Source organism: Priestia iocasae (assembly GCF_016909075.1).
GTDB classification, from domain to species: domain Bacteria; phylum Bacillota; class Bacilli; order Bacillales; family Bacillaceae_H; genus Priestia; species Priestia iocasae.
Genome location: NZ_JAFBFC010000003.1, coordinates 231,038 through 253,990 on the forward strand (window position 1 = coordinate 231,038; position 22,953 = coordinate 253,990).

The 22,953-nt window shown below is 37.5% G+C and carries 19 protein-coding genes, 1 pseudogene and 1 riboswitch; of the genes and pseudogenes, 6 read left to right on the forward strand and 14 right to left on the reverse strand.

Annotated elements, in window-relative coordinates; genetic code table 11:
• Window positions 1–46 precede the first annotated feature (46 nt).
• On the forward strand, window positions 47–1,402 hold the full coding sequence (locus JOC83_RS09295; protein ID WP_205186497.1) for an arsenic transporter: 1,356 nt from the start codon (window positions 47–49) through the stop codon (window positions 1,400–1,402).
• Window positions 1,403–1,452: 50 nt separating this feature from the next.
• Here JOC83_RS09295 and JOC83_RS09300 read toward each other — a convergent pair whose 3' ends face one another.
• Both JOC83_RS09300 and JOC83_RS09305 read right to left on the reverse strand, forming a co-directional pair.
• Entirely contained in the window at window positions 1,453–2,052 is a 600-nt protein-coding gene (locus tag JOC83_RS09300) for a DedA family protein (protein WP_205186498.1), read from the reverse strand.
• Window positions 2,053–2,243: 191 nt separating this feature from the next.
• Entirely contained in the window at window positions 2,244–2,921 is a 678-nt protein-coding gene (locus tag JOC83_RS09305) for an NlpC/P60 family protein (RefSeq protein WP_205186499.1), read from the reverse strand.
• Between the two features lie 288 nt (window positions 2,922–3,209).
• On the opposite strand from JOC83_RS09305, the gene JOC83_RS09310 reads away from it, so the two are divergent.
• The gene (locus JOC83_RS09310) at window positions 3,210–4,532 is read left to right on the forward strand and encodes a globin-coupled sensor protein (protein ID WP_205186500.1); all 1,323 of its coding nucleotides are present in this window, start codon (window positions 3,210–3,212) and stop codon (window positions 4,530–4,532) included.
• Between the two features lie 97 nt (window positions 4,533–4,629).
• Complete coding sequence (locus JOC83_RS09315; protein WP_205186503.1) at window positions 4,630–4,725, forward strand: YjcZ family sporulation protein; 96 nt, start codon at window positions 4,630–4,632, stop codon at window positions 4,723–4,725.
• 384 nt (window positions 4,726–5,109) lie between these two features.
• On the opposite strand, the pseudogene JOC83_RS09320 reads toward JOC83_RS09315, so the two are convergent.
• The 5 genes and pseudogenes from JOC83_RS09320 to JOC83_RS09340 form a co-directional block, all read right to left on the reverse strand.
• Window positions 5,110–5,184 (reverse strand): annotated as a pseudogene (locus JOC83_RS09320) (YjcZ family sporulation protein); the annotation flags it as partial.
• Window positions 5,185–5,805: 621 nt separating this feature from the next.
• Entirely contained in the window at window positions 5,806–5,955 is a 150-nt protein-coding gene (locus JOC83_RS09325; protein ID WP_205186505.1) for a hypothetical protein, read from the reverse strand.
• Between the two features lie 154 nt (window positions 5,956–6,109).
• Complete coding sequence (locus JOC83_RS09330; RefSeq protein WP_378912995.1) at window positions 6,110–7,459, reverse strand: TrkH family potassium uptake protein; 1,350 nt, start codon at window positions 7,457–7,459, stop codon at window positions 6,110–6,112.
• On the reverse strand, window positions 7,440–8,099 hold the full coding sequence (locus JOC83_RS09335) for a potassium channel family protein (protein WP_205186512.1): 660 nt from the start codon (window positions 8,097–8,099) through the stop codon (window positions 7,440–7,442). The genes JOC83_RS09330 and JOC83_RS09335 overlap by 20 nt, the downstream gene beginning before the upstream one ends.
• 136 nt (window positions 8,100–8,235) lie before the next feature.
• Window positions 8,236–8,381, reverse strand: a riboswitch (cyclic di-AMP (ydaO/yuaA leader).
• Window positions 8,382–8,446: 65 nt separating this feature from the next.
• Window positions 8,447–8,887 (reverse strand): carboxymuconolactone decarboxylase family protein, encoded by a 441-nt coding sequence (locus JOC83_RS09340; protein WP_205186513.1) that lies wholly within the window; start codon window positions 8,885–8,887, stop codon window positions 8,447–8,449.
• Between the two features lie 118 nt (window positions 8,888–9,005).
• Between JOC83_RS09340 and JOC83_RS09345 the strand changes: the two genes are divergently transcribed.
• Entirely contained in the window at window positions 9,006–9,464 is a 459-nt protein-coding gene (locus JOC83_RS09345; protein ID WP_205186514.1) for an Lrp/AsnC family transcriptional regulator, read from the forward strand.
• Between the two features lie 21 nt (window positions 9,465–9,485).
• Here JOC83_RS09345 and JOC83_RS09350 read toward each other — a convergent pair whose 3' ends face one another.
• A complete protein-coding gene (locus JOC83_RS09350; protein ID WP_205186515.1) occupies window positions 9,486–9,692 on the reverse strand; it encodes a hypothetical protein in 207 nt (68 codons plus the stop codon).
• 319 nt (window positions 9,693–10,011) lie between these two features.
• On the opposite strand from JOC83_RS09350, the gene JOC83_RS09355 reads away from it, so the two are divergent.
• Both JOC83_RS09355 and JOC83_RS09360 read left to right on the forward strand, forming a co-directional pair.
• On the forward strand, window positions 10,012–11,547 hold the full coding sequence (locus tag JOC83_RS09355; RefSeq protein WP_205186516.1) for a UDP-N-acetylmuramoyl-L-alanyl-D-glutamate--2,6-diaminopimelate ligase: 1,536 nt from the start codon (window positions 10,012–10,014) through the stop codon (window positions 11,545–11,547).
• A gap of 152 nt (window positions 11,548–11,699) precedes the next feature.
• Window positions 11,700–12,149 carry a DinB family protein gene (locus JOC83_RS09360; protein WP_205186518.1) on the forward strand — a complete coding sequence of 150 codons (450 nt, stop codon included), beginning with the start codon at window positions 11,700–11,702 and terminating at the stop codon, window positions 12,147–12,149.
• A gap of 89 nt (window positions 12,150–12,238) precedes the next feature.
• Here the strand turns inward: JOC83_RS09360 and JOC83_RS09365 are convergent, their stop codons facing one another.
• From JOC83_RS09365 to essC, 6 genes are all read right to left on the reverse strand, one after another.
• The gene (locus tag JOC83_RS09365) at window positions 12,239–13,867 is read right to left on the reverse strand and encodes a C40 family peptidase (protein WP_205186520.1); all 1,629 of its coding nucleotides are present in this window, start codon (window positions 13,865–13,867) and stop codon (window positions 12,239–12,241) included.
• Window positions 13,868–14,359: 492 nt separating this feature from the next.
• Window positions 14,360–14,626, reverse strand: coding sequence for a DUF5344 family protein (locus JOC83_RS09370; RefSeq protein WP_205186523.1), 267 nt, complete (start codon window positions 14,624–14,626; stop codon window positions 14,360–14,362).
• A 2-nt stretch (window positions 14,627–14,628) separates the two neighbouring features.
• Window positions 14,629–15,054, reverse strand: coding sequence for a DUF5082 domain-containing protein (locus tag JOC83_RS09375; RefSeq protein WP_205186524.1), 426 nt, complete (start codon window positions 15,052–15,054; stop codon window positions 14,629–14,631).
• A gap of 127 nt (window positions 15,055–15,181) precedes the next feature.
• Window positions 15,182–15,628, reverse strand: coding sequence for a type VII secretion protein EssA (gene essA / locus JOC83_RS09380; protein ID WP_205186525.1), 447 nt, complete (start codon window positions 15,626–15,628; stop codon window positions 15,182–15,184).
• A 28-nt stretch (window positions 15,629–15,656) separates the two neighbouring features.
• Window positions 15,657–18,467: a type VII secretion protein EsaA gene (gene esaA, locus JOC83_RS09385; protein WP_205186526.1), complete on the reverse strand. Its 2,811-nt coding sequence runs from the start codon at window positions 18,465–18,467 to the stop codon at window positions 15,657–15,659.
• Window positions 18,464–22,939: a type VII secretion protein EssC gene (gene essC / locus JOC83_RS09390; RefSeq protein ID WP_205186527.1), complete on the reverse strand. Its 4,476-nt coding sequence runs from the start codon at window positions 22,937–22,939 to the stop codon at window positions 18,464–18,466. Before essC ends, esaA begins: the two co-directional genes overlap by 4 nt.
• Between the last annotated feature and the right edge of the window lie 14 nt (window positions 22,940–22,953).

Genomic DNA, 22,953 nt, shown 5'->3' on the forward strand with positions numbered 1-22,953 from the left:
AGTGATACTTGACTGATTGGCCGAGAAATAAGAAAGGAGGATCATCATGAGTTTTGATATTAGCATCACGATTTTCGTGTTTATGCTAACCATGATCGCTATCTTTTGGCGACCTGGGGGATTAAATGAAGCATGGCCTGCCTCAATTGGAGCGATTATCGTCCTTTTGTTAGGAATCGTATCATGGAATGATGTCTTAGATATAGTAGATAAAGTCAGCGGCGCTTCTATTACGATAATGGCAACCATTGTAATGGCTGTCATATTAGAAAGCTTTGGATTCTTCCACTGGTCTGCTGCACGACTTGCCCGTTTAGCAAAAGGTTCAGGGCACCGATTATACTGGTATGTACAATTACTTTGCTTTTTAATGACATTGCTCTTTAATAACGATGGTAGTATTTTAATTACAACACCAATCCTCATTTTACTTTTAAAGAACCTTCGTTTAAAACCACATCAACAAATTGCCTACCTCTTAAGTGGAGCTCTCATTGCGACAGCCTCAAGTGCACCGATTGGTGTTAGTAATGTTGTAAACTTAATTGCTTTAAACATTGTAGATATGTCACTTTATATGCATACAGCGATGATGTTTGTACCCTCTACTTTAGGATTATTATTTATGTCTTGGCTAATGTTTCAAGTTGTCAAAAAAAAGCTGCCAAAAAAACTCCCTTCCTCATCTCACGACATTGAGGAGCATTTCTTCACGAAACATTTCCACCCTTTAAAAGTAATACCCTCTACTGTATCTAAAAAGAAACGAACTCGCTTTATGATGAAAATCTTACTGTTTGTCTTCATCATGCGTTGCTTATTATTTGTTGCCTCTTACTTTGCTTTTCCAATTGAGATTGTAGCCGTAGTTGGCTCCCTACTATTGCTCATGTGGAGATGGTATTACTTGCGTACAAACCCAATCGATATTTTAAAGAAAACACCTTGGCATATTCTGATTTTCGCTTTTTCTATGTATGTCATTATATACGCCCTTCATAATTCAGGGCTAACAGACATACTTGTACAATTAGCTCAACCTATCGTAGGTGAAGGATTACTATACGCCACATTTGTGATGGGAGGATTAGTTTCTATTCTTTCCAACCTTTTTAACAATCATCCGGCACTAATGATTGGGACTATTACGTTGACAGAAATGGGCTTAGACCCTATTACGTTAAAGACCATTTACTTGGCTAATATTATTGGTAGCGATATGGGATCTCTCTTATTACCGATTGGTACACTCGCTTCTCTTATTTGGATGCACATTTTAAGAAAAAATCACATTAAAGTGACATGGAAAGACTATTTAAGTGTATCTTTGCTAGTTATCCCCTTAACCACTATCATCACTTTACTCTTGTTATTTTATTGGGTTCAACTTATTTTCACCTGAACACAACAAATGGCGCCTTCTATTTTAGGAGGCACCATTTGTATAAAAGTTTAAATTGCTTTACCTTTTCTTGTTAGTTTAAACGCAACAAATAAAATAATGAAAATCATAAGAGCAAGGCCTAGTGGCTTCATATATTGAGAAACAATTGGTCCTACTTGTTCCCACCGCGGACCTAACTTATAGCCTAAATATACATAAATCGATGTGACAGGTAACATCGCGAGAAACGTATAAATTGAAAATTGAACAACATTCATTTTTGCCATTCCGCATGGAATTGAGATAGCAGTTCGAACACCAGGAATGAAGCGACCTAAAAAGGCCACACTAGGTCCGTATTTTTCAAAGAAACGATCTGATGCATCAATTTCTTTTTCACGCACTAAAAAGTATTTTCCGTATTTTAAAACCAGTGGTCGTCCACCGTACCGGCCAAGTGCGTACAATGTTAGCGGTCCACATACACCTCCGACTGTTCCGGCTAAGATGGCTAAATACAAGTTCATATCTCCCTGATAAACCCAATACCCAACTAACGGTAATACGAGCTCTGCTGGAACAAACTCAAACGTTAATGCCAAAATGACTCCAAAGTAAGACAATTGTTTCAGCGCTTCTACAAGAGAGAGGACTAATTCTTCAAGCAACTCTATTTCCTCCTAACTTCTCCTCACCTATTATAATAGGATGACAATACTAGTATTTTAGCCTTTTTCCATGCAAATTTCTATACATTTATTTTCTCTACATAACTAGTCACTTTACGAATAAAACCCACTCCCTTCAATCCATCTCCGTTGGCAAATGGATAAAGGAATGGGTTTTGTTTGTCACTCTATTAATCTACGGCTACTTTTTTTGCACCTAAATAACGCTCTTTCCAATAGCTTGAATCTTTATCACTAATCGTTACACCTTTTGAGGTAGATGTGTGAATGAACTTGCCATCACCTAAATAGATGCCAGCATGTGAGGCACCTGACTTGTATGTTTCAAAATATACAAGATCTCCTCTACTTGGTTCTGTTACACTCTCACCTGCGTTGTACATTTGCTCAACGGTTCGAGGCAAGTCCACACCTACACTCTCCTTAAATACATATTGTAAAAAACCACTGCAATCAAATCCATTGGGTGATGTTCCACCCCATTTATATGATGTACCTACATGATTTTTCGCATCTGCAATAAGCTGATCGATATTAAAGCCGACTTCACTTTTCACTTCTTTTTGAACCACTTGCATAGCTTTATATGTATGCGCACCGACAATACCATCGACTTTCAAATCATGTGCTCGTTGAAAATCCTTCACCGCTACAACTGTATCATAATTATAATAGTTTGAAACCGTTGCATCTAAGTGACCTTTTTTCTTCAATATTTCTTTCAGTTCCGTTACATCACTATTTTGCATTCCTTGTCTTAACGTTTGATCTCCTAATGCTGCTTGTCCAATAGCTGGTGCTGTAAACATAGCCCCTGTCATTGCAAGCGTCGTTACTAGTTTCTTCACTTTATTCCCTCCGATCTTTACATACGCTTAACACCGTAACATGTTTAGATAACAAAAAGGTGACAAACAGATAATAAGAACTTAACAATCTAATGACAGCTCCGTACTCTTTCCTTTCAGTCTGAAACATCTGGATTAACTAGAAACCGTTGCAAAAGAAGGGTGAGTCCTAGCCAAATCTATTGCATATGTACTAGAAAGTAAGTACAATTACCTAAGAGAAAATGAAGAATACTAGAATCGCTTCATCATACTTACATTACATAAAAGATAAAAGGTGATAAAAACATGGGATGGTTCCGTAAAAGCAAAGAAAGTGACATTCAAACTGAAGTCACAACAAAACATGACGTTCGTCTTGATGTTACAAATCCATTAATTAATAAGCAAATGCAAATGATACACTTAACAACAGATGATTTAATTAACGTTGTTGAAGTGAAATCGATTGTTCTTGAACACATTGATGAAATCGTCACTCAATTTTATGCCATAATCGATAAGCAACCTCACCTAGTGGAGATTATTAATCAACATAGCTCTGTTGATCGTTTAAAACAAACTCTTCGCCAACACATTATTGAGCTATTTGATGGCCAAATCGATGAGCAATTTTTAATAAAACGAAAAAACATCGCCAAAATGCACGTTAAAATTGGGCTTGAGCCTGTTTGGTATTTATGTGCGTTTCAAAATTTGCTAACAGCTTTTATTACAACCTTTTCGACTTATATAAATTCTAAAGAGACATGTACACAAACCATTATAAGCGTGACAAAGCTATTAAGCTTAGAGCAACAGCTCGTTCTTGAAGCATACAACCATGAATATGAAAGGATTCGTCAATCTCTTGAAGACGAAAAAGCAACCATTCAAGACAAAATCACCTATACATCTTCTGTTCTCGCCTCTCTTTCAGACGAGACAAATGAGTTTGTTGGAAGTATTCATAAACAGGCACAGCAAGTTGTCACTTATGCAAATCAAAGTTCAGAGCTAGCCGAGATTGTTGAAAAAGAATCATTAGAAAGCAAACAAAAGCTCGATGATGAAAAACAAATGATGAGTGACATTCAAACAAGTACTCTTCAAATCCAAGAAAAAATGAAAGGGCTTGAACATACATCTCAGCAAATCAATCAAATTGTTGCCATTGTAACATCCATTGCTGAGCAAACAAACTTACTTGCATTAAATGCGTCAATTGAATCAGCACGCGCTGGGGAACATGGAAAAGGATTTGCCGTTGTGGCTCAAGAAGTACGCAAGCTAGCAGAAGAAACAAAAAACTCAATTGCAAATATTTCAACATTTATTCATGATATCCACCAACAAATTGATAGCATTTCAAAACTAACAGGAAACGTAGCAGCTCTCACAAAAGAGACAACTTCTCATATGTCAAATATAAATAGCTTTTTTGATAATGTGCTAAAAATAACGACACAAAACAAACAACAAACGATGAAAACGCAAGAAGAACTAGAAGTCATTTCATCGGTTATTACTCAATTAACAGAACGCATTGAACAGATTGCTGCTTCATCAGACAATTTAAAAACCTTATCAACACAAATAGAAGGAGATCATTCTCATACGCTGATAAATTAACCTTGAAAACTGCATTGTAAATTGGGCTTTTTCCTCAGTCATGTAACCTACTGTTGACATATGATGTATAGACTTTTATTAAAGGAGGCTACAACACATGAGTTCAACAGCAGGTTATGGTTTCGGTGGATTCTCATTTATCGTTGTGTTGTTTATTTTATTAATCATCGTAGGTTGCGCTTGTTGCTATTAATTTACCATCTAAAAATGGCTCCATAAGGGAGCCATTTTTATTTAGGTTAGAACAATAAAAAAACACACTTCACCTTTTTCATAAAAAAAAAGAAACCTTCCCTTGCTGCCAATGCAGCAATCCGAAAAGAAGGTTTCGACAGAAAATAATGATTGACGAGGTAAGGGGGTCATCAATCGGCGGTTTAAACACTTGAGGCATACCTTAGGATATGAACACGGATACTACTTGTAAGAGACCCTATCGAATCTCTTACTATACTATATGTGATTTGCTAGAGTATGTAATGGACAAGCGTTGACGGTGAATGCGGATTTTTCACCTAATTGACAATAAAAAAGGTCATGCATGAAGCATGACCTTCTCTCTCTTACCCATTACTCATTAGTATTTAAAGCATGAACAACCAACAATCACTAATAAAACAAACAACACAACGATTAAAGAAAAATAGTTTCCACTCATTTATTTTTCCCCCTTTCACCATTCCTACTACTAACATATGAAGAATCGGACAAACGGTGCAGGACAAGCGCCGAGGGCAATTGCGGATTTTTTCCACACCACAAATTTTTCTGAAAATCACTATTTTATTGAAACAAAAGACAGATGTCATACGTCTTATTAGTAGACCTTTTGAGAGCGTATAAATGAGGTCAGATTAATTAGATAGGAATTAAGTTATTCTTTATATAATGATGAACAGGTGAGGAAAAATCGTATCATCTACACTCACAATCCATTTTTTCAAGATGTTTGCTATAGTTGAGTCATTTATTACATTTCTTTTTTTATGTGAAAGGAGGATCTTTATGCGAAACAATAGGTTACCAGGGATATTATTTTTTACATTTCTCCTATTGATCGTATCTATACTCATTTTTTCTACTACTTTTTAAATGCTAAAACGGATGTCAAGCTATTTAATGACGTATACATAGATACATCTAATAACTAAAACCCCTTCATCCTCCACCTACTCACCGTGTTCCTTGAGGTGGGGGTCTTCTCGGTAAAAATGATAAAAATAAAAAAGGCTGAGACAAACAGGATAAAGAGTACCCCTGTTTGTCTTAGCCTCTATTTACAATCTTCCTCATTGACTTCTTTAAACGTTTCAATCACTTCAATATGATTGTGATTACTCGACACATTGTTTGCTGTAATAAAAGACACAAATAAGATGAATACTAAAATCGTTATTGCACGCACCCATTTCTCATCTTTCATCCCCATCCCCCCTACTATCCTCATTCTCCCTTTTCACTAAAAAACCTTCTTCCATTATATGTATAGATCCATTCACTTAGAAAATCAGAGATAACAAAAGAGCTGAATCAAATAGGAGAGTGATTACTCCTTTTGACTCAGCTCTTTATGAATTTCATCCTGTTAGTACATCTTCACTCGGATAGCGAATGGCTGAACGCTGCGGCTTCGCAAGTGAAAAAGCTAACGTAAGTGGTCCTAGCTTTCCTAGAAACATAATAAAAATAATAATAAATCGTCCAAAGTCCGATAAGTCAGCTGTTACCCCCATGGATAATCCGACTGTTCCAAACGCAGAAATGACTTCGAAGACTAATTCTAGAAATGGAATACGCTCTGATTCTGATATATTCAAGATAAAGATGGCAGAAAAGATAAAAAGCACACCCATCGTAGAAATCGCAAGGGCTCGAAACACAAACGATACATCAATGCGTCGCTTCAATATATTAAGGTCATCTCTCGCTCGTAAAAAGGCGAGTACAGCCAAAATGATAATAATAAAAGTGGTTAATTTGATTCCTCCACCCGTTGAAGCACTTCCAGCCCCAACAAACATCAATAACAGCATAAGAAAAATGGTTGACTCATCCATACTTCCGATATCAATCGTGTTAAAACCAGCCGTACGTGTCGTAACCGCTTGGAAATACGCAGCCCACACCTTTTCGCTCCAGTCTAATCCTCCTAGCGTTTTAGGATTCGCATATTCTAAAAAGAAAATCAAAATCATCGCAACCGTATTAATCACAAGAGTTCCAATGAGCATCATTTTTGAATGTAAGCTCAGCTTTTTATAAGAACGCTTTTGCCATATATCCACTAAAACGGTAAATCCAATTCCTCCAATTATAAACAAAAGTGAAATCGTCACGTTTACAATCGGATCCCCAACATAACGTGTTAATCCATCAGACCACAAAGCAAATCCTGCGTTATTAAATGATGATATGGAATGAAAAAGACTGTAATAAAGTCCTTTACCCCACCCATATTCAGGAACCCATCTTATGGCTAAAAACAGCATCGCAACCCCTTCAATTAAAAAGGAAAAGATGAACAAATGCTTTACAAGTCGAATCACACCACCAATATTTGTTTGATTCAACGATTGTTGAATTAAAAGACGTTGTTTAAATCCTATTCGCTTACCTAGCACCATAAAGATTAAAACGGCAAACGACATAATACCTAACCCACCAAGTTGTATCAAACACATAATAACAATTTGACCAAATATCGTAAATTCGGTTCCTGTATCCATCACCGCTAATCCTGTTACAGTCATGGCCGATGTGGCCGTGAACATGGCATCGATCCACTTAATCGAATGCGTTGTTGAAAACGGGAGCTTTAATAAAACAGCTCCTGCAATAATACATACACCAAAGACAGCAACAAGTAGCTGTGGGGGGCTTAACTGGATCGACTTCGTTTTCATTGAATTATACTCCTTCGTCTTCAAAACGATTTAAGTCTTTGTTATGACCAACGACAATGAGCATATCTCCCTCTTCTACTACTTCATGCGCAGTAGGTGAAATGACCATTTCTCCATTTTTACGTTGAAATCCAATAATATTACATCCGTATTTGGCACGAATGTCTAAATCAAATAATGTCTTATTATGCAGCTTTCGCGATGCGACAATCTCAACAATACTATAGTCTTTTGATAATTCAATGTAATCAATGATCTTCTCTGATACCACATGATGAGCAAGCCTTCTTGCCATATCTCGCTCTGGATGAATGACACGATCTGCGCCAACTTTTTCTAGTACTTTTTGGTGATAAGCATTAACAGCTTTCACCCATACCTTCTTTACTCCCATATCCTTTAATAGCATCGTAGCAAGGATACTCGCTTCGATGTCATCACCAAACGAAATGATGGCATGATCGACGTTTCGAATGCCTAACCCTTTTAAATTCGTCTCATCAATCGCATTCGCAGCGACTACATATGTTGCTAAGTTCGCAAACTTATTGATCACTTCTTGATCGCGATCAATGGCAAGCACATCTACATTTAAATTCGCAAACTCTTCAACAAGACTTCCTCCAAAACGTCCTAGTCCTAATACGGCAAATTGCTTTTTCATCTTCTGTCTTCCTTTCTCATTACATACAACTATTGACCATAGTTTGCTTCTTTTATTCCCGAATTACTTAAAAATGAACGCAAAAAAACACAGGGTTGCCCTTCCTGTGTTTTACAAATTCATCCACACAAGTGTCACCTTCCCTCTCATCACGCTTACGGGGTTAGCTGTCGGATTCGGGTTATGAGAGTAACCCTACCTAAAAAAGGATTCACCCCTGGTACCTATAGGCACAAAAAAGTGGTTCCCCCGCTCTATTTGTAGATTAAGCGATCTGACGTATTCACTCATTATGGATGCTATCATACTCCTGTAAAATTTTTCTGTCAAGACTATTTATAAAACTTTTACAAAGAACAAAAATCATACAAATCAAGACTCACAATGATTTTATGAAAACTATCAAACAAGTTAATAAGCGCTAGTATTTCTGTTATTTGTTCATCACGATAAAATAGCTTCAGTTCATGAACAGAAGCTTCTTTCGGTGTTACTCGATATCGATCGATAAAAGAGAAAAGCACCTGCTCTTCTTTTGACCACTTTTCTTCTGTTATGACTTCTTGATTAATTTGAAATTCACTCACGTATGACAAACTAATACACGTTTGACATCCATTTACGTTTGCTAAATAAAGGCGAATTCTCTCTTTTAACTCTTTTGTTGTGATGTGACTATTCCATAATACTTCGTATAATTGGTCATACAATGATTTTACTTCTGGAATAAGAGATAGTGCTTTTTCGAAATTCGATCCTTCAACTTTAGGCAATTGTATATGTGCCATATTCATCACTCCTTTTTTTTATTGTAAAAGAAAAAAGCGCATTTTTCGATTGCATATTAAACGTCTTTTCCATTAATCTAATAACAATTGAAATAATAATAGAGAGGATACTTTACAAATGAAAATGGATGATGTGGACCTTCATATTTTAGAGGAATTACAAAAAGATAGTCGCCTTTCGATGAGAGAGCTAGCCAAAAAAGTGAATTTATCTGCTCCTTCTGTCACAGAACGCGTTCGACGTCTAGAAGAGGCAGATATTTTAAAGAAATATACAATTGATATTAACTATGAAAAGCTTGGGTTAACAGTGGAGTGTTACGTGGAGATAACAATGAAAAACGGAGAATACGAGCGGTTTAAATCATTTATTGCTGCGTATCCATACGCACAATTTTGTGAGCGCATCGCCGGTCAAGCATGCTTTATTACAAAGCTTAAGCTTCCTCATCTGCAACAGTTAGAAGAATTTATTAACGAAGTGACTCCATTTGCTAAAACGATTTCTCACGTTGTATTATCAAATGTCAACATGAAGAGTACGACATTACATGACTTAAGACATAAACGCCATTAAAAAAAACCGTTCAAAAAGAGCTCAATTTTTTGAACGGGCTTTTTTTTCATTCATATGCTTAAATAAACTTCCCACTCCGACTACATAGCACAGAACAAATAAAATCGTATAAAAAATCCAATTTTCACTTCCAGCATAAGCAAGGCCACCCCATATAAGAGAACCTACCATTAATAAAATCCCAAACATTCGATAATCGATTACTTCTTTTGGTTCCTCTCTATGCATGACAGCCACTCCTCTACTCTTTTACTTTATCTTATACACGAAAATAAAAAAAGAAAAGTAAAACAGAAAAAACGTCCGTACTTCTTGGGACAAACGATGACAAGCATGCATAAAATAAAGGACAACGCATTTTGTGAACAGCTGTCTACAAACGACACATATAATACCTAGAACGTTTTTGCTGTTTTCCAGACTTACAACCACATCTAGTAATGCTTCTATTTCATTGTAAGTTAGAAAGATAAACATAACATATCCTTATTTATCCTTTATAACCAAATCATTCTTATGTTCACCTATGAGGTATAGGTGAAATACGTTGTTCACAAAATACACATACGAGACCATTCCAACAAACAAGGAGATGGACGAATACAACATGAAGTTACATCATATTCTCCAAGGTATTAACAGTGAACAACCGTTAAGTATGATAAACAATATTGACATTCACAACATTTCATTTAATTCTAAACAAATTACAACAGGTGATTTGTTTGTTGCAATTTCTGGTGGCACCCATGATGGACATGCGTATATTGAACAAGCAATTGACGCAGGTGCTGCAGCAATTGTTGGCGAAAAGCTTCTAGAGTTTCCTTTATCGGTTCCGTACATTCAAGTTCAAAATAGTCGGCAAGCATTAGCAAAGCTAGCCGTAAACTACTATCATCATCCTGCCAAAAAACATGTGATGATTGGCATTACGGGAACCAATGGAAAAACAACAACCGCTTTTATGTTAAAGCATCTTCTCGAGCAAGAAGGATATACGTGCTCGATTTTAGGTTCGGTGATGAACATGATTAACGGTGAAGAAATTCCTGCTACGGCGACTACACCGGATAGCTTAGAATTAAATCGACTTCTTAATCTTAGTAACGATCAAGTCGTTATTATGGAAGTGTCTTCGCACGCCTTAACACAAGCACGTGTCGCCGAAATTGAATTTGATTATTGCTTGTTTACGAATTTAGGGCACGACCACCTCGATTATCATCAAACATTTGACGATTACTTTGCAGCAAAAGCGAGCTTATTTCATCAACTCTCACCAAACGGTTATGCAATTGTGAACATAGATAATGAGTGGGGTGAGAAGTTGCATAACCTGCTATTACAAAAGCAGCAGCGTGTATGGTCGCTAAGCACCGATAAAGAAGCAAACTGGAAGATGAATGTGGTAGAGGTGAATAGACATTCCAGCGGTACACTTGTAAATGATGAAAAAGGCGCACTTCATTTTGAACTATGCTTTCCTGGTGAGCATAACGTATACAATTGTGCAATGGCACTTATGACTGGGAACGCTTTTGGTATTGAACACCAACGTCTCACCTCAAGTATGGCTCACTTTAAAGGTGTACCAGGACGATTCGAAATGATTGAACATAATGGAAAAACCATTGTTGTTGATTATGCGCATACAGCCGATGCTTTTGAGCATTGCTTAAATACCGCAAAGCAATGCGATGCACAGCAAATCTTCCACGTGTTCGGCTTTCGCCATGGACGAGATCATTCTAAGCGTGCAACGATGCTTCAAACATCTGCTTCACTCGTGACAAAGTACGTATTAACACTTGATGATGTTTATCAATCCGCACAAGAAGATATGATTTTAAACTTAATGACACTGCATTACGAACATGGAAATGACAAAGGTGAAGTTATTCCTGACCGTACAACCGCTATTCAACAAGCTATTACTGAAGCAAGTGAAGGAGACTGGATCTTCATTACAGGTAAAGGTCATGAACAATATAAACAAGCTTTTGAACTCGGAACATGCTCCGACATGGAAACCGTACTTGCTGTTATAGAAGACGAAAAAGATGAAGATATCGTGATCTAGCAACGATTTTAAGAGAGGTCAACGTCACCTCTCTTTTTCATGATTAAATAGAGGATTTGTCAAATAGCTGTCGAAATAACTCAAAGAACTGATCATTTTTTGTAACAGCTAGACCATGAGATGAGAGAAAAAACTTCTTAAAGGAGACGAAGATGCTAAACACGTTAAAATTATTAGAGGACGCATCTCTTTTGATGAATCACTTTAAACACGTAGACGATGACATGTTTTTCAGTCCTATTGAAGAAGACAAATGGTCACTTGCCGGAATGGTGGAGCATTTACGCTTTTGGGATCGTTACTTAATAAACGAACGCATTCCTTATTTTACAGAAGGTGCACAGCTTAGTCGCTCTGACATTGATGTAGACGGAGTAAATCAACAATCTGAAACAAATGCTCAATCCGGTATTTCAAAAGAAGAACTGATTGAACAGTTTATTTCGACACGCAAGCAGCTTGTTCAACAGCTAGAAACCATTCCACTTGAAACGGTTTTTTCAATTGAACATCAAACAATGACAGTCAATCAATTCATCAGTCAACTCATTGAACATGACTTACATCACCTTCAACAAATGGTGAAAATATGCATAAAATGACTACGTTGCCCTAGACAATCAAAACAGGACCGTCATGAAAACACAGCGAGATTATGTGTTTTCATGACGGTCCTTTTGAAAAAACCTTATTATTTTATTCGTTTTGCTCCTACATATTTCGTTTTCCAATAGCTGCTTGTAGGATAATGCGTAATTTGTACCCCTTTTGAAGGTGAAACATGGACAACATTTCCATTGCCAACATAAATCGCAGGATTTAAATACGTTGCTTGGAAAAAGACAAGATCACCAGGTTGCAAATCTTGTTCCTCAACAAACTCTCCTTTTTTCCATTGATCATTTGCATAACGAGGAAGTTCAATGTTCATTGATTGCTTGAACACATATTGAGTAAAACCAGCTGTATCAAATCCTTCAGGTGTTGTACCTTCACTTGCATATGGAGCCTCACCAATAAATTTCGTTGCTTCTGATACAATAGGATTCTCTTTCGGTAAACGTAGGTTATTCACTCTTCGTGCTCCTGTATACTTCTCACTCCAATAACTGTTGCTTAAATAAGTTGTAGATACATCATAGCTGCGGTTCGCATGGATAAACTGATTATGACCCATGTAAATACCAACATGAGAAATCCCTGCACGATAGGTGTCACTGAAAAACAGCAAATCTCCAACTTGAAGATCTTCACGTTCAACCGACTCTCCCACTTGCCATTGTTGATCTGTCGAACGCGGAAGATGAATATTCATTGACTTTTCAAAAACAAGCTGTACGAAACTTGAACAATCTAACCCAATCGTTGGATCTTCACTACCGAATACGTAAGGGATTCCCAAATAGTTCATTGCTTCGTTTATTATTGGGTTGTTTGTATCAATTGGCGTACTTTTTGTGATTCGCTTTGCTTTTAAATAGCGCGTCGACCAAAATGTACTTCCTTCTACGTTTGTTGTCACCACTTTTCCTGCTGAAGGAGACGGATAGACCATTTTATCATCTCCAATATAAATGCCTGCACTTGTTGGAGAACCATTTGCAGCAGAGCTAAAGAAAATAACATCTCCAGGCTGAAGTGCATGTCGAGCTACATCATCACCGACACTAATTTGTTCACTTAATAGACGAGGCATCGGTAAATTGAGTGATTGTGCAAAAACATATTTAACGAATCCAGAGCTATTAAAGCCTTCTTCTTCGCTTTGCCCGCCTTCTTTATAAGGAGCATTAAGAAGGGCAAGCGCTTGTGTTGCAATGTCATTTCCGATTTCCATATGAGTAAAGCCTGTAACACGCTTTCCGCCTTTAAAATGAGCCTCTTCACTTAATGGACTAATGGTTGCACCTGTTGATGGTCGCGATGATACCATTTTATCATTGCCGATATAAATTCCGACGTGATTCACAGCCCCTTCGCTATTTTGAAAGAAAACAAGATCTCCAGGCTGTAGACTTGCCTTTGGAACAGATTGTCCTTGTTGCCATTGCGAAGAAATCGTTGCTGGTAAATACACATTAACGGACTCTTTCATCACGGTTTGAACAAACTCTGTATTTGTCATGAATGTTTCATTCGGGTTCGCCTTGACATACATAGGCATTTTGACATACTCTAGTGCTTTTTTAACAATCTCAGACAAGTCTTCACTTTCTTGAACAGCAATCGGTTCTGCTTGCGTATAATAAGGAGACGCACCTGATAGTAAAATCGTTACACTTACTGCTCCAACTAGTAGTTTCACTGGTTTCTTCAACATATTTTCCTCTTCCTTGTTTGTTATTCTCCATCCAAGGTAATCATTATATCGATAGATTAATTACCATTTTATAATAATTATATAGTTCTATAGTTTCATGAAACTTCATTCACATTATAATCCAATAATGACTCTTTTCATAGGTATATTAGCTGATTATTTGAGATATTTAACCAAAATAATTCAATTAGACTACTAAATGGTAAAATAAAACCAATTAACAATTCAAAAGTATCGTATTGTATATTGAGAAAACAAATATTCATACAAGGAAGAGAAAAAATAGACAGCAAATCCTTCAATAGAGGGAGTGAATCGTGTGTGTTATAGGGACTACTTACCATGATAATTTTAATAAGGATTGATGAATTTAATGTATCTTAGAAATCATTAAAAATAAAAAAAACATCCCTTGCTTACCTATCCATTCATATGACTGGACTTTGGTAATAAGGGATGTGATGAGCTGTGACGAATTATGCACAGCTTCTTTTAATTACGAATCATCGCTTCATCTTGCTTCTTTAACAAATCAATATTTGCTTGTGTATCTTCAATGTTTTTTGTTACAGCCTGAACGTATTGTTGAACAAGCTGTTGAATGGCTTGTTCTTGTTCCTTCCACTTCTCTGTCATGGCTAAATGATTTTGACCTAACTGATTCATTCCACTTGAAGACAACGAAATGGTTTCTTTTGCACTTGTAACTTGCTTTAATTGACTCGTGACAGATTCATAATTTAGTTTAATTGTCGACATCTTCACAAGCTCCTTCTAATTTGATTAACCTTCTCTCCGACTGCTTCAAATGCGTCTTCGCCTTTAGTAAGTAACTCATTCGCTTCATGTGCTAGCCCACTTGCAAAGCTTAACGCACCTCTTTGAAGTTCTAACGATGAAATGTTTGAGCGAATAACTTGAACATACTCTTCATAGTCATGGTTAAGAATTCGCTCAATTTCATCATGCGCACTGTGTCGGCTTTCTTCAAATGCGTTAGAGCGCTCTCCTGCCCAGTTCACATCGAGGCTAGGCTGTAACAGGAGTGCTATTTCACCCATTGAAAGTTGTTTTTCTTCTTCAATACGCTGCGCTGCCATTTGTAGCCGCTGAATTTTCTCATCAAGATCTGCTCTTTGACTAGAGATAGCTTGCATTAAGCCTTGTAAGATATTTCCATAATCCATCTCTACCACCTCCAAGTAAACAAGCCATTTCTATCATTCGTTGTTTAGCTTTCAAAATTGATTGTCTAAGTAGCTTTTCCAACAAAGGAGTTTCATTGCTTAGATGAATGTTAGACGTATTAACTTGTTAGTTCATTGACTTTCTTGAAGCTTCAATCATTCTAGGAAGCAGAAGTCCAAATAACAAGATAACGGCAATTCCAATCAACCCAATCAACACCCATTTGAGTTGGGCGTTTTTTTGAAGAGCAGGTTCATCTATTGTTTGACTGATAGACGAAGGTGGAGATGAAAACAATTTTAACTCTTCAACTTGTGAGGAAAGTGTACTTTTTTTCTGACCTACTTCTGTGAACAAGTACTCCTGCCATTCATCCTCTTCTTTTTTACGCTGTTGCTTAAAAGTTAAATTTTGAAATTCCTCTGGTACATTCTCTGTTGATTGATTTTCTTGCTGTAAAGCTCGTGGATTTAATTCAATTTCATTCTTTTTGTACTCATTTGGCTTTAATTGATCAATCTCGTCATTAGTAGCTAAAACCATATTTTCCATTGATAGAAAGAGAAGGACCATCAGTAAGAAGGCCCTTCCTATTAGATTCCTACGCTTCATATGTGTGATCACTCTCCGCTTGTTTGCCTTTTTTTACATAAGAGGCAACCGCCGGAATTACGATTAACACAAGCATTATTCCTAGTAGAACGATTATCGCTTCCGTAAATAATGTATGCGTATTGTATTGAATGGACATGTATACTTTTGATACCGGATCGTCATAGTGAAAGTTTGGCATCGCTAATGAAAGAAGCGGATTAATATACAGCATCATCATGACAATGGTTACAATCCATCCAACAAACGGACCAATTAAAAAGGCACTGCGAACAAGCAAAGATGAGACGACAAGTAATAAAATCGTATAAACAGACCATTCAATTGCGCGTTCATCAGATAGGGTATAAATATTTAAGCTAAACACACTAATCATTAACCCAACAATTAAGTTTAATAGCCCAAATAATGAGCCTCTTACAAATAAAGGTGCGCTTTGATAATAGTGAATGAAATATCCTATTAGCAAACTACTAATTAAAATAATCACTAAAATGACAACTGGAGGTACTTCTTTTACTTTCTCAGCTGGCACTTCTCCTTTAACCTCTACTGGATTGGCTAAATAACGATAAACATCACTGTTTGGTTGTCCATTCACAAAGGCGTTATTTAAGAGATTATATACATCTCCACGCACAAGCTTCGTGGAATCAACGTTTTCTGCCCATTTACTGTTAAGGCTGTCTGCTTTTTCTTGCACATCATTTACTTGTTTTTGCAGATCCCCTGTATATTGAACAACGTTTGATTGTCGTTCTCCTAGTGACACAAGTAAATCATTTAAGCCTTGTAGCTCTTGACCCATGCTTTGCTGCAATGTCACAAGCTTACTAACATTTGGATCTACTGCATCTGTATTCACATCGTTACTTGAGTTTTGTAAAATGTCGCTAATGTTGCTTGCACGATCTTGAATCACTGATAAGTCATTCATCATCAATTCATACTCTTGATTAATATTTTCACTATATTGACTGACAAATGCTTTTGCATCTTCATTAAGTAAAGATGATTGTTCTTGAGTGGATGCAAGGTTTTCTTGAAGTACACCGCTAATCTCTTGTGACTGTCGGTTTTCAAACAAAATGGATTGAGTACGTCTATTTGTTTCTTCACTATTTAATATGACCTCTTTTGTATCCGTACGACCCATTTGCTTCAATGCTTGTTCGTATTTTGAGAGATACTCATAATAATTGAACAAGTCATCGATATCTGTACTGCCAATCTCCTTGCTAAACGCGTTGTTTAAACGAGTTTTTCGCTCTTGAGATAACAGTGACGACGAAACAAGTTCCGCTTCTTTTTGCTCAATCTTTTTCACAAGATCTGTTACATCCACACCATTATTTTGAACCGCTTGTTCATATTGACGAAGCAAGTTCGTATATTGCTGAGTTAACTGTTGAAGTTGCTGTCGCAGCTCGTTATTCGATTGATTTGTATTCACATCTGCTAATTGTTGCTCAACCGCTTGAATGCGTGAAGTTAATTCAGCTAGTGACGTGATAACCTTTGTCACTTCTTCTGTTTTTTCCCCCGGCATTGCTTCTAGTGTTTCTTTTGCTTCTTGTACTTTTGCAGCAATGTCTGTTAGTTCAGCTCGCTCTTCTTGTAGCACATCTTCTTCAGACGGTGGCGGAGTCTCATCAGCTGGAACACCAGGATTTCCTGGGTTCGGATTTGGTGATCCACCGCTTTCTAACTGTTCACGAAGCGGAAGAAGAGAAGCTTCAATTTCATTAAAAGCTGTAATCGCTTCTTGTTGACGATATTGCTCTAGTAGCTCATCGTTAAAGAGCTTCATCTTACTTTCTTGTTCAGACGCTTGATTTTGCTGAGCTGTTTGCAATTCATCTGCCATTTCAACTTGTTTATTCAATCTTTGCTCAAGTGAAGAAAGGCCATTCATCATTTTATTTGCTTGATTATTTAGTTCAGCTCTCGATTGAGACTGACGGCTATTCACGCCTTTAACAGCTTCTTCCATGCTCTGTAAGCTGACAACCTGAGCTTTTCGCAGGAGATTTTCTTGTTCTCGCTGATATTGACGGTATTGTTCAACATAGTCAACAAATGACACAAGATTTTTTTCAACTTGTTGAACATCTTGCTTTCGGTTGTCAGAACCCGTTTCAGCACTTTGAATGTTCGATTGCATTTGTTCAAGAAGCTTCTTTTGATTATCTAATTCACCCGCTAAATTTTTAGAACCAGGCTTGTAAAAAGAAAGCATCGTTTGTTGAAACTGAATCTCTTTTTCTAAAATGCTATCAAATTTCCCACGTAAGTCGTTAATTTCTTGAGATACGTAGTTCCAGTAGCGCGATGTAATATCGTCACTTACTTTCGTTGAAGCTGCTTCCAATTCACGAACAACACGCTGCTTGTTCGTAGCATTCAATTGATTTTGCACTTGATATTGTAGCGATACCTTTGCTGGCTTTTCATCGGTATAAGTGAGTGTGTTCTTTGAAAAGTCCGATGGGATATAAATGACTGCATCATATTCACCATCTATTAGCTTTTGATTGGCTGTTGCACGCGTTAAAACCATCCACTCAAAATCTGAGCCTTCTGCTAACATCGGCGCTACACTCGCTCCTAGATCAAAGCCCCTCTTTCCATCTTCTCCTCCAACTCCGAGGTCTTCATTTACCACGGCAATTTTTCTCGTGGCATTTTCTGATACTCGCAATGGATCATCACCAATGTATTGGAAGAAGAAAACAGGAAGTGCCATTATCATGATAACGGCTAACACGACTTTTAAGCCGTACTTCCATTGTTCGTTCATGCCAAAATCTTCCTTTCATTTGTACATAATGGGATTTGAATTCGCGTCGCTTTGCCGTTTTCTACGAAATAACCAAATCCAGGGTGAATATCTGCTTCTTTACGATCGTAAGCAAGCGTAAACAGACTTTGTTCGGACTTTTTCATTAGCATAATTGCTTTGTTCACTTGTTTTAGTTCCGTTGTAAGTGAATCAAACCCTTTTGAGAAGTCAGTCGGACTACCTGCAGCAATAATGGTAAAGCCTAAATGCGTGTAGTTTTTCATCAACTTTGTTATACGCTCTTGAATGAGCGCATCAATCGTTTTTTGGAAGCGAGCAAAACCATCAATTACAAGCAGCAATGGTTCAAACGTTAAGGATGACACCGCTCCTTGCTGAACAGCTTCTAAATAGACACCTTCACGTTCCATTAAGATCGCTTCTGCTTGATCTAGCCATTGAACAATTTGATCCTTCGTGTCCATGTAATGAATCGATTGTTCACTCGCATACGATGAAAGTCCTCGGTCTACTGCATCAAAAAGCCCAATGTTGCTTACTTGCTGTGACAGTGATGTGTGTAAAATAAGCTGCAGCACATTTGTTTTTCCTTTTTGACCTTGTCCCATAACAAGACAATGCTTGCTTTTCGTTAAATTCATATGAACCGGACGAACCGACTCCTCATCTAAACCTAACGGAATGACACCACGCTCGCGCACAATACGACGATTTGTGATGAATTCATGAAGCAAGAGTTTGTCTGACAGCATTGGAATTGGCTCTGGTAGCTCCATTCCATCGTACTTGATTTTTAAACGCTGAATATCTCTTTTCATTTCTTCTAATATTTCAAACTCATCTTGTCCATTTGCAGGCAAGAACAGCTGTGAGAAGAAGGCTTGATCGGTTTTAATAATTGCTCGACCTGGAATGGCTTCTACCTTATAAGGCACACGCCCTAAAATCGAATAAGCTTCTGAGTTATCCATTAAATAATGAACCACTTTTGTTTTTAAGTTGTTTAACACGGCTTGACGAACCGAGTTAATCCGTGTTGCCGTAAAAATCATGTAGATTCCTAACGATTGTCCATCACGTACAAATTGAGTAAATTGCATTTCTAAATCTGGCATTTCATCTTTTACTAAATCAAAGTTATCGATCGTAATAAAGTATAACGGTAACTTCGTGTCGCTAAGCGCATTATACATTTTAATATTGCTTACTTCATATTGCTGGAACAACTGTTTGCGACGCATCATTTCTTCTTTCATCATGCTGATAAACTTTTCAATCTTACGTGTTTGATCCATTAAAAAGTAATCAGCTGTATGAGGCAATTGACGAAGTGGTAACAACGTTCCATTTCCAAAATCAAAGATATAATAATGAAGCTCCTCAGGACTATATGATTCTGCAAAGCTCATCAGCAGCGTCATAGCTGTAAATGATTTCCCATAACCAGAAGAGCCAAAGATGCCAACATTTCCATCATCCATCATGGTGTAACGGTAAGCCACTTGTCGTTGTTGTTCTGGCTCATCTACTAAACCAATAAGGAACTCGCCTTCTCTTTCTCCTTCATATTCAAAGCGAGAAATACGTTCAGCAAGCGGTGGAAGCCATGGGCTACGTAGCTTTTGAATACCAAGTTCTTTTTGAACCGTTGCAATCCGTTCAGCAATCACGTCAATTTCAGATAGTACATTTCGCTTTTTCTCCTGCAGCGTTGATACATCTGATAATGGAATGAGTCCTAAATCCGTTACGATGGCCACTTCGTCTTCTGAATCAGACGTTTCTTCTAAGTAAGGTGCGCCACTCCACGCTGATTGAAATAGCTCATACACTTCGTTGTTCCCAACTTGTAAATAGCCTCGTCCTGTAATGGTAATCGACGCTGCATCTGCATTTTTCAAAATTTCTTTACTATCTGTAGCATCTTGTACCTTTAATGCTACTTTAAAGCGAGCGTTACTCCAAATTTGATCATCAATGACGCCACCAGGCTTTTGTGTCGCTAGAATTAAATGAACCCCTAAGCTACGTCCGATACGCGCGGCACTTACTAGCTCGCGAATAAACTCAGGCTCTTCACTTTTTAATTCTGCAAACTCATCTGAAATTAAAAACAGATGAGGAAGTGGTTCTGCTGCCATTCCTTGCTTATAAAGATCTGTATAGTCATGAATGTGATTCACTTCATATTGATCAAATAAGCGTTGACGACGTTTTAACTCACTTTTAATAGAAGCTAGTGCACGCGTACTAAAGTTTTTACTGCCTTCGATATTTGTAATTGTACCAAGTAAGTGAGGAATGTTTTTAAACGGCTGAGCCATTCCTCCTCCTTTGTAGTCAATTAACAGAAAGCCAACTTCATGTGGGTGAAAATGAACCGCCAACGATAAAATGTACGTTTGTAAAAATTCACTTTTCCCTGATCCCGTTGTCCCTGCTAACAACCCGTGAGGACCATGTGCTTTCTCATGAAGATTAAGCTCGACGATGTCTTCTTTTCCTTTTAATCCAACTGGTACGGCTAGTGACTTTGCCGACTCACGCGTTTGCCAGTTGTGGACAATTGGTAATTCATCGACTTCTTTTGCTTTGAACATCTCTAAAAACGACACGCTTGTTGGAATTGAGTTTGTCATCCCAACTTGATGCTCAAGCGTTCTTAGCATCCGCGCGAATGATTCGTTGTTATGACGCTGGTGATGATCTAGCGTAAACGGAATGCTCACCGCTTTTTTCTTTTGAATTAAAATGTCGCCTTCTTTTTCGTTTACGTAACGAATAAGCGTATGAATGTTATCGGTTAGACTTTCTTTCTTTTCTGCTGCAAAAATAGTAGAAATACCTAAATGTGAATATTCACCCTCTAAGTATTCCAAAATCACGTGCTCTGAAATTAACGAATGATTTGCCACAATAAACACTACATGTGGTAAAAAGATGCGTTCCTTTTTCTCTTCCTGTAAGTCTCGTTCGCGAATCATTTCATAGAGAGAGGATAGCAACTGGTCTCGTGACTGTTCATTATAGATGAACCCTTTTGCAAACGAATTTGGAAGTTGAAAATGAGGAAGCCATTTCATCCATTCCCATTGCTCATATTCTGCTTCATCAAAAATTAAGACAAAGCGAACATCATGATAACTATGAGCAAATGCAAGCTGTCCAATAAGCTGATGAAGTTCGTTTTTGACCGTTCCCGGCTTTCCAATCAATCCAATTGAACCATGCGCTAAATGAGCCGTTACTGGTGCATTTGTCACTTCACGATAAACTTTTTCCATTTGCTGCGATTGCTCTAACAGCTCGTCCATTTCTCGATTTGACATGTCACTGTTATTCATTGCGATGGTATACGTAGCTGGAACATTCCCTATTCCAAGCCTCATTTCTAAAAAGTCTTTATGCTCAATCGTACGCTCCCAAATGCGATCAGAAATCATATCTGTTAAATACTTCATTCGTTCAAACGTAGGGAAATGATAATGCAAAATCGTTCTCTGTGACTCCGATATGTTATACAACTCTTCTCGCTTCGTTTCTAAATACTTTGTATAAATACGATTACGTCTTTCTGTGCGTATTTTTCGTTGCTTTTTATCTTTAAAATATTGCACAGTTGATACAAACATAGTTGTTGTAAACATCATCACTGAAATAATCATAAACAAACCACGAGGCTGAATAATCGCAATTGTTCCCATGACAAGCAACATGACAAGTGGCGGTAAAATCGTTAGCCACAAGCTTCTCCCATTGTCATCTGAATCCTGAGCTGGAAAAGATAGCTGAACCTTTTCAGTTGGCAACTCATAAATCATTCGCGGTGTTCGTCTATAAAACGGATACTTCTTTTGCATCTCAGAAACAGGCTTCTCAGCCATTGAAAGCTCTGTATGGAATTCTCTCCACGCAACGATTTCAATTAAGTCCTCTTCAATCAATCGTAGCGTCATGGCTGACCAAAATATAATGTCTCCTACTTGCAAAGAAAGAGGTTCATTCAGTTGCTTTCCATTTACATAGATGATTGACTCATTTGGAATGAGATGCCATGCATTGTTTACACGTAGAATTCGTACGTCTTTTCCTTCATTTATCAGGTACTCACTCTGCTGAATGTGTCCATGCTCTGATGTTGTTAAAGTTAACTCAGAACGACCCCCGATGTAATAGGTTCCCTTATTCACCGGTGCTGGTGTTGCAATCATATTGATTTCCTGTTGTTGATCTGTAACACAGAGCGGCTTGTAGTCTTCGAGCTCACCTATGACTCGCTGTTGCTGAACAACCGTCAGCCCATTTTGATCATTTTTTTTAGTAATCGTTATTGGACCATCAGCAAACGGAAAATGTGGTACTGTAACCGTATCACGCTGCTTAGCACCGATTGTTGCCCGTTTAAAAGACGTCGGATTAATTGATAGTTGCTGATACGTTTCATGATAAAACAGCCATAATGTTGTCATCCTTTCACCTCCCG

What these genes read in the sequence shown, in the direction of transcription:
- JOC83_RS09295 (WP_205186497.1), top strand. Translation starts at nt 47, where the DNA reads ATGAGTTTTGATATTAGCATCACGATTTTCGTGTTTATGCTAACCATG.
- JOC83_RS09310 (WP_205186500.1), top strand. Translation starts at nt 3,210, where the DNA reads ATGGGATGGTTCCGTAAAAGCAAAGAAAGTGACATTCAAACTGAAGTC.
- JOC83_RS09315 (WP_205186503.1), top strand. Translation starts at nt 4,630, where the DNA reads ATGAGTTCAACAGCAGGTTATGGTTTCGGTGGATTCTCATTTATCGTT.
- JOC83_RS09325 (WP_205186505.1), bottom strand. Translation starts at nt 5,955, where the DNA reads ATGAAAGATGAGAAATGGGTGCGTGCAATAACGATTTTAGTATTCATC.
- JOC83_RS09335 (WP_205186512.1), bottom strand. Translation starts at nt 8,099, where the DNA reads ATGAAAAAGCAATTTGCCGTATTAGGACTAGGACGTTTTGGAGGAAGT.
- JOC83_RS09340 (WP_205186513.1), bottom strand. Translation starts at nt 8,887, where the DNA reads ATGGCACATATACAATTGCCTAAAGTTGAAGGATCGAATTTCGAAAAA.
- JOC83_RS09345 (WP_205186514.1), top strand. Translation starts at nt 9,006, where the DNA reads ATGAAAATGGATGATGTGGACCTTCATATTTTAGAGGAATTACAAAAA.
- JOC83_RS09350 (WP_205186515.1), bottom strand. Translation starts at nt 9,692, where the DNA reads ATGCATAGAGAGGAACCAAAAGAAGTAATCGATTATCGAATGTTTGGG.
- JOC83_RS09360 (WP_205186518.1), top strand. Translation starts at nt 11,700, where the DNA reads ATGCTAAACACGTTAAAATTATTAGAGGACGCATCTCTTTTGATGAAT.
- JOC83_RS09365 (WP_205186520.1), bottom strand. Translation starts at nt 13,867, where the DNA reads ATGTTGAAGAAACCAGTGAAACTACTAGTTGGAGCAGTAAGTGTAACG.
- JOC83_RS09370 (WP_205186523.1), bottom strand. Translation starts at nt 14,626, where the DNA reads ATGTCGACAATTAAACTAAATTATGAATCTGTCACGAGTCAATTAAAG.
- JOC83_RS09375 (WP_205186524.1), bottom strand. Translation starts at nt 15,054, where the DNA reads ATGGATTATGGAAATATCTTACAAGGCTTAATGCAAGCTATCTCTAGT.
- essA (WP_205186525.1), bottom strand. Translation starts at nt 15,628, where the DNA reads ATGGTCCTTCTCTTTCTATCAATGGAAAATATGGTTTTAGCTACTAAT.
- esaA (WP_205186526.1), bottom strand. Translation starts at nt 18,467, where the DNA reads ATGAACGAACAATGGAAGTACGGCTTAAAAGTCGTGTTAGCCGTTATC.
- essC (WP_205186527.1), bottom strand. Translation starts at nt 22,939, where the DNA reads ATGACAACATTATGGCTGTTTTATCATGAAACGTATCAGCAACTATCA.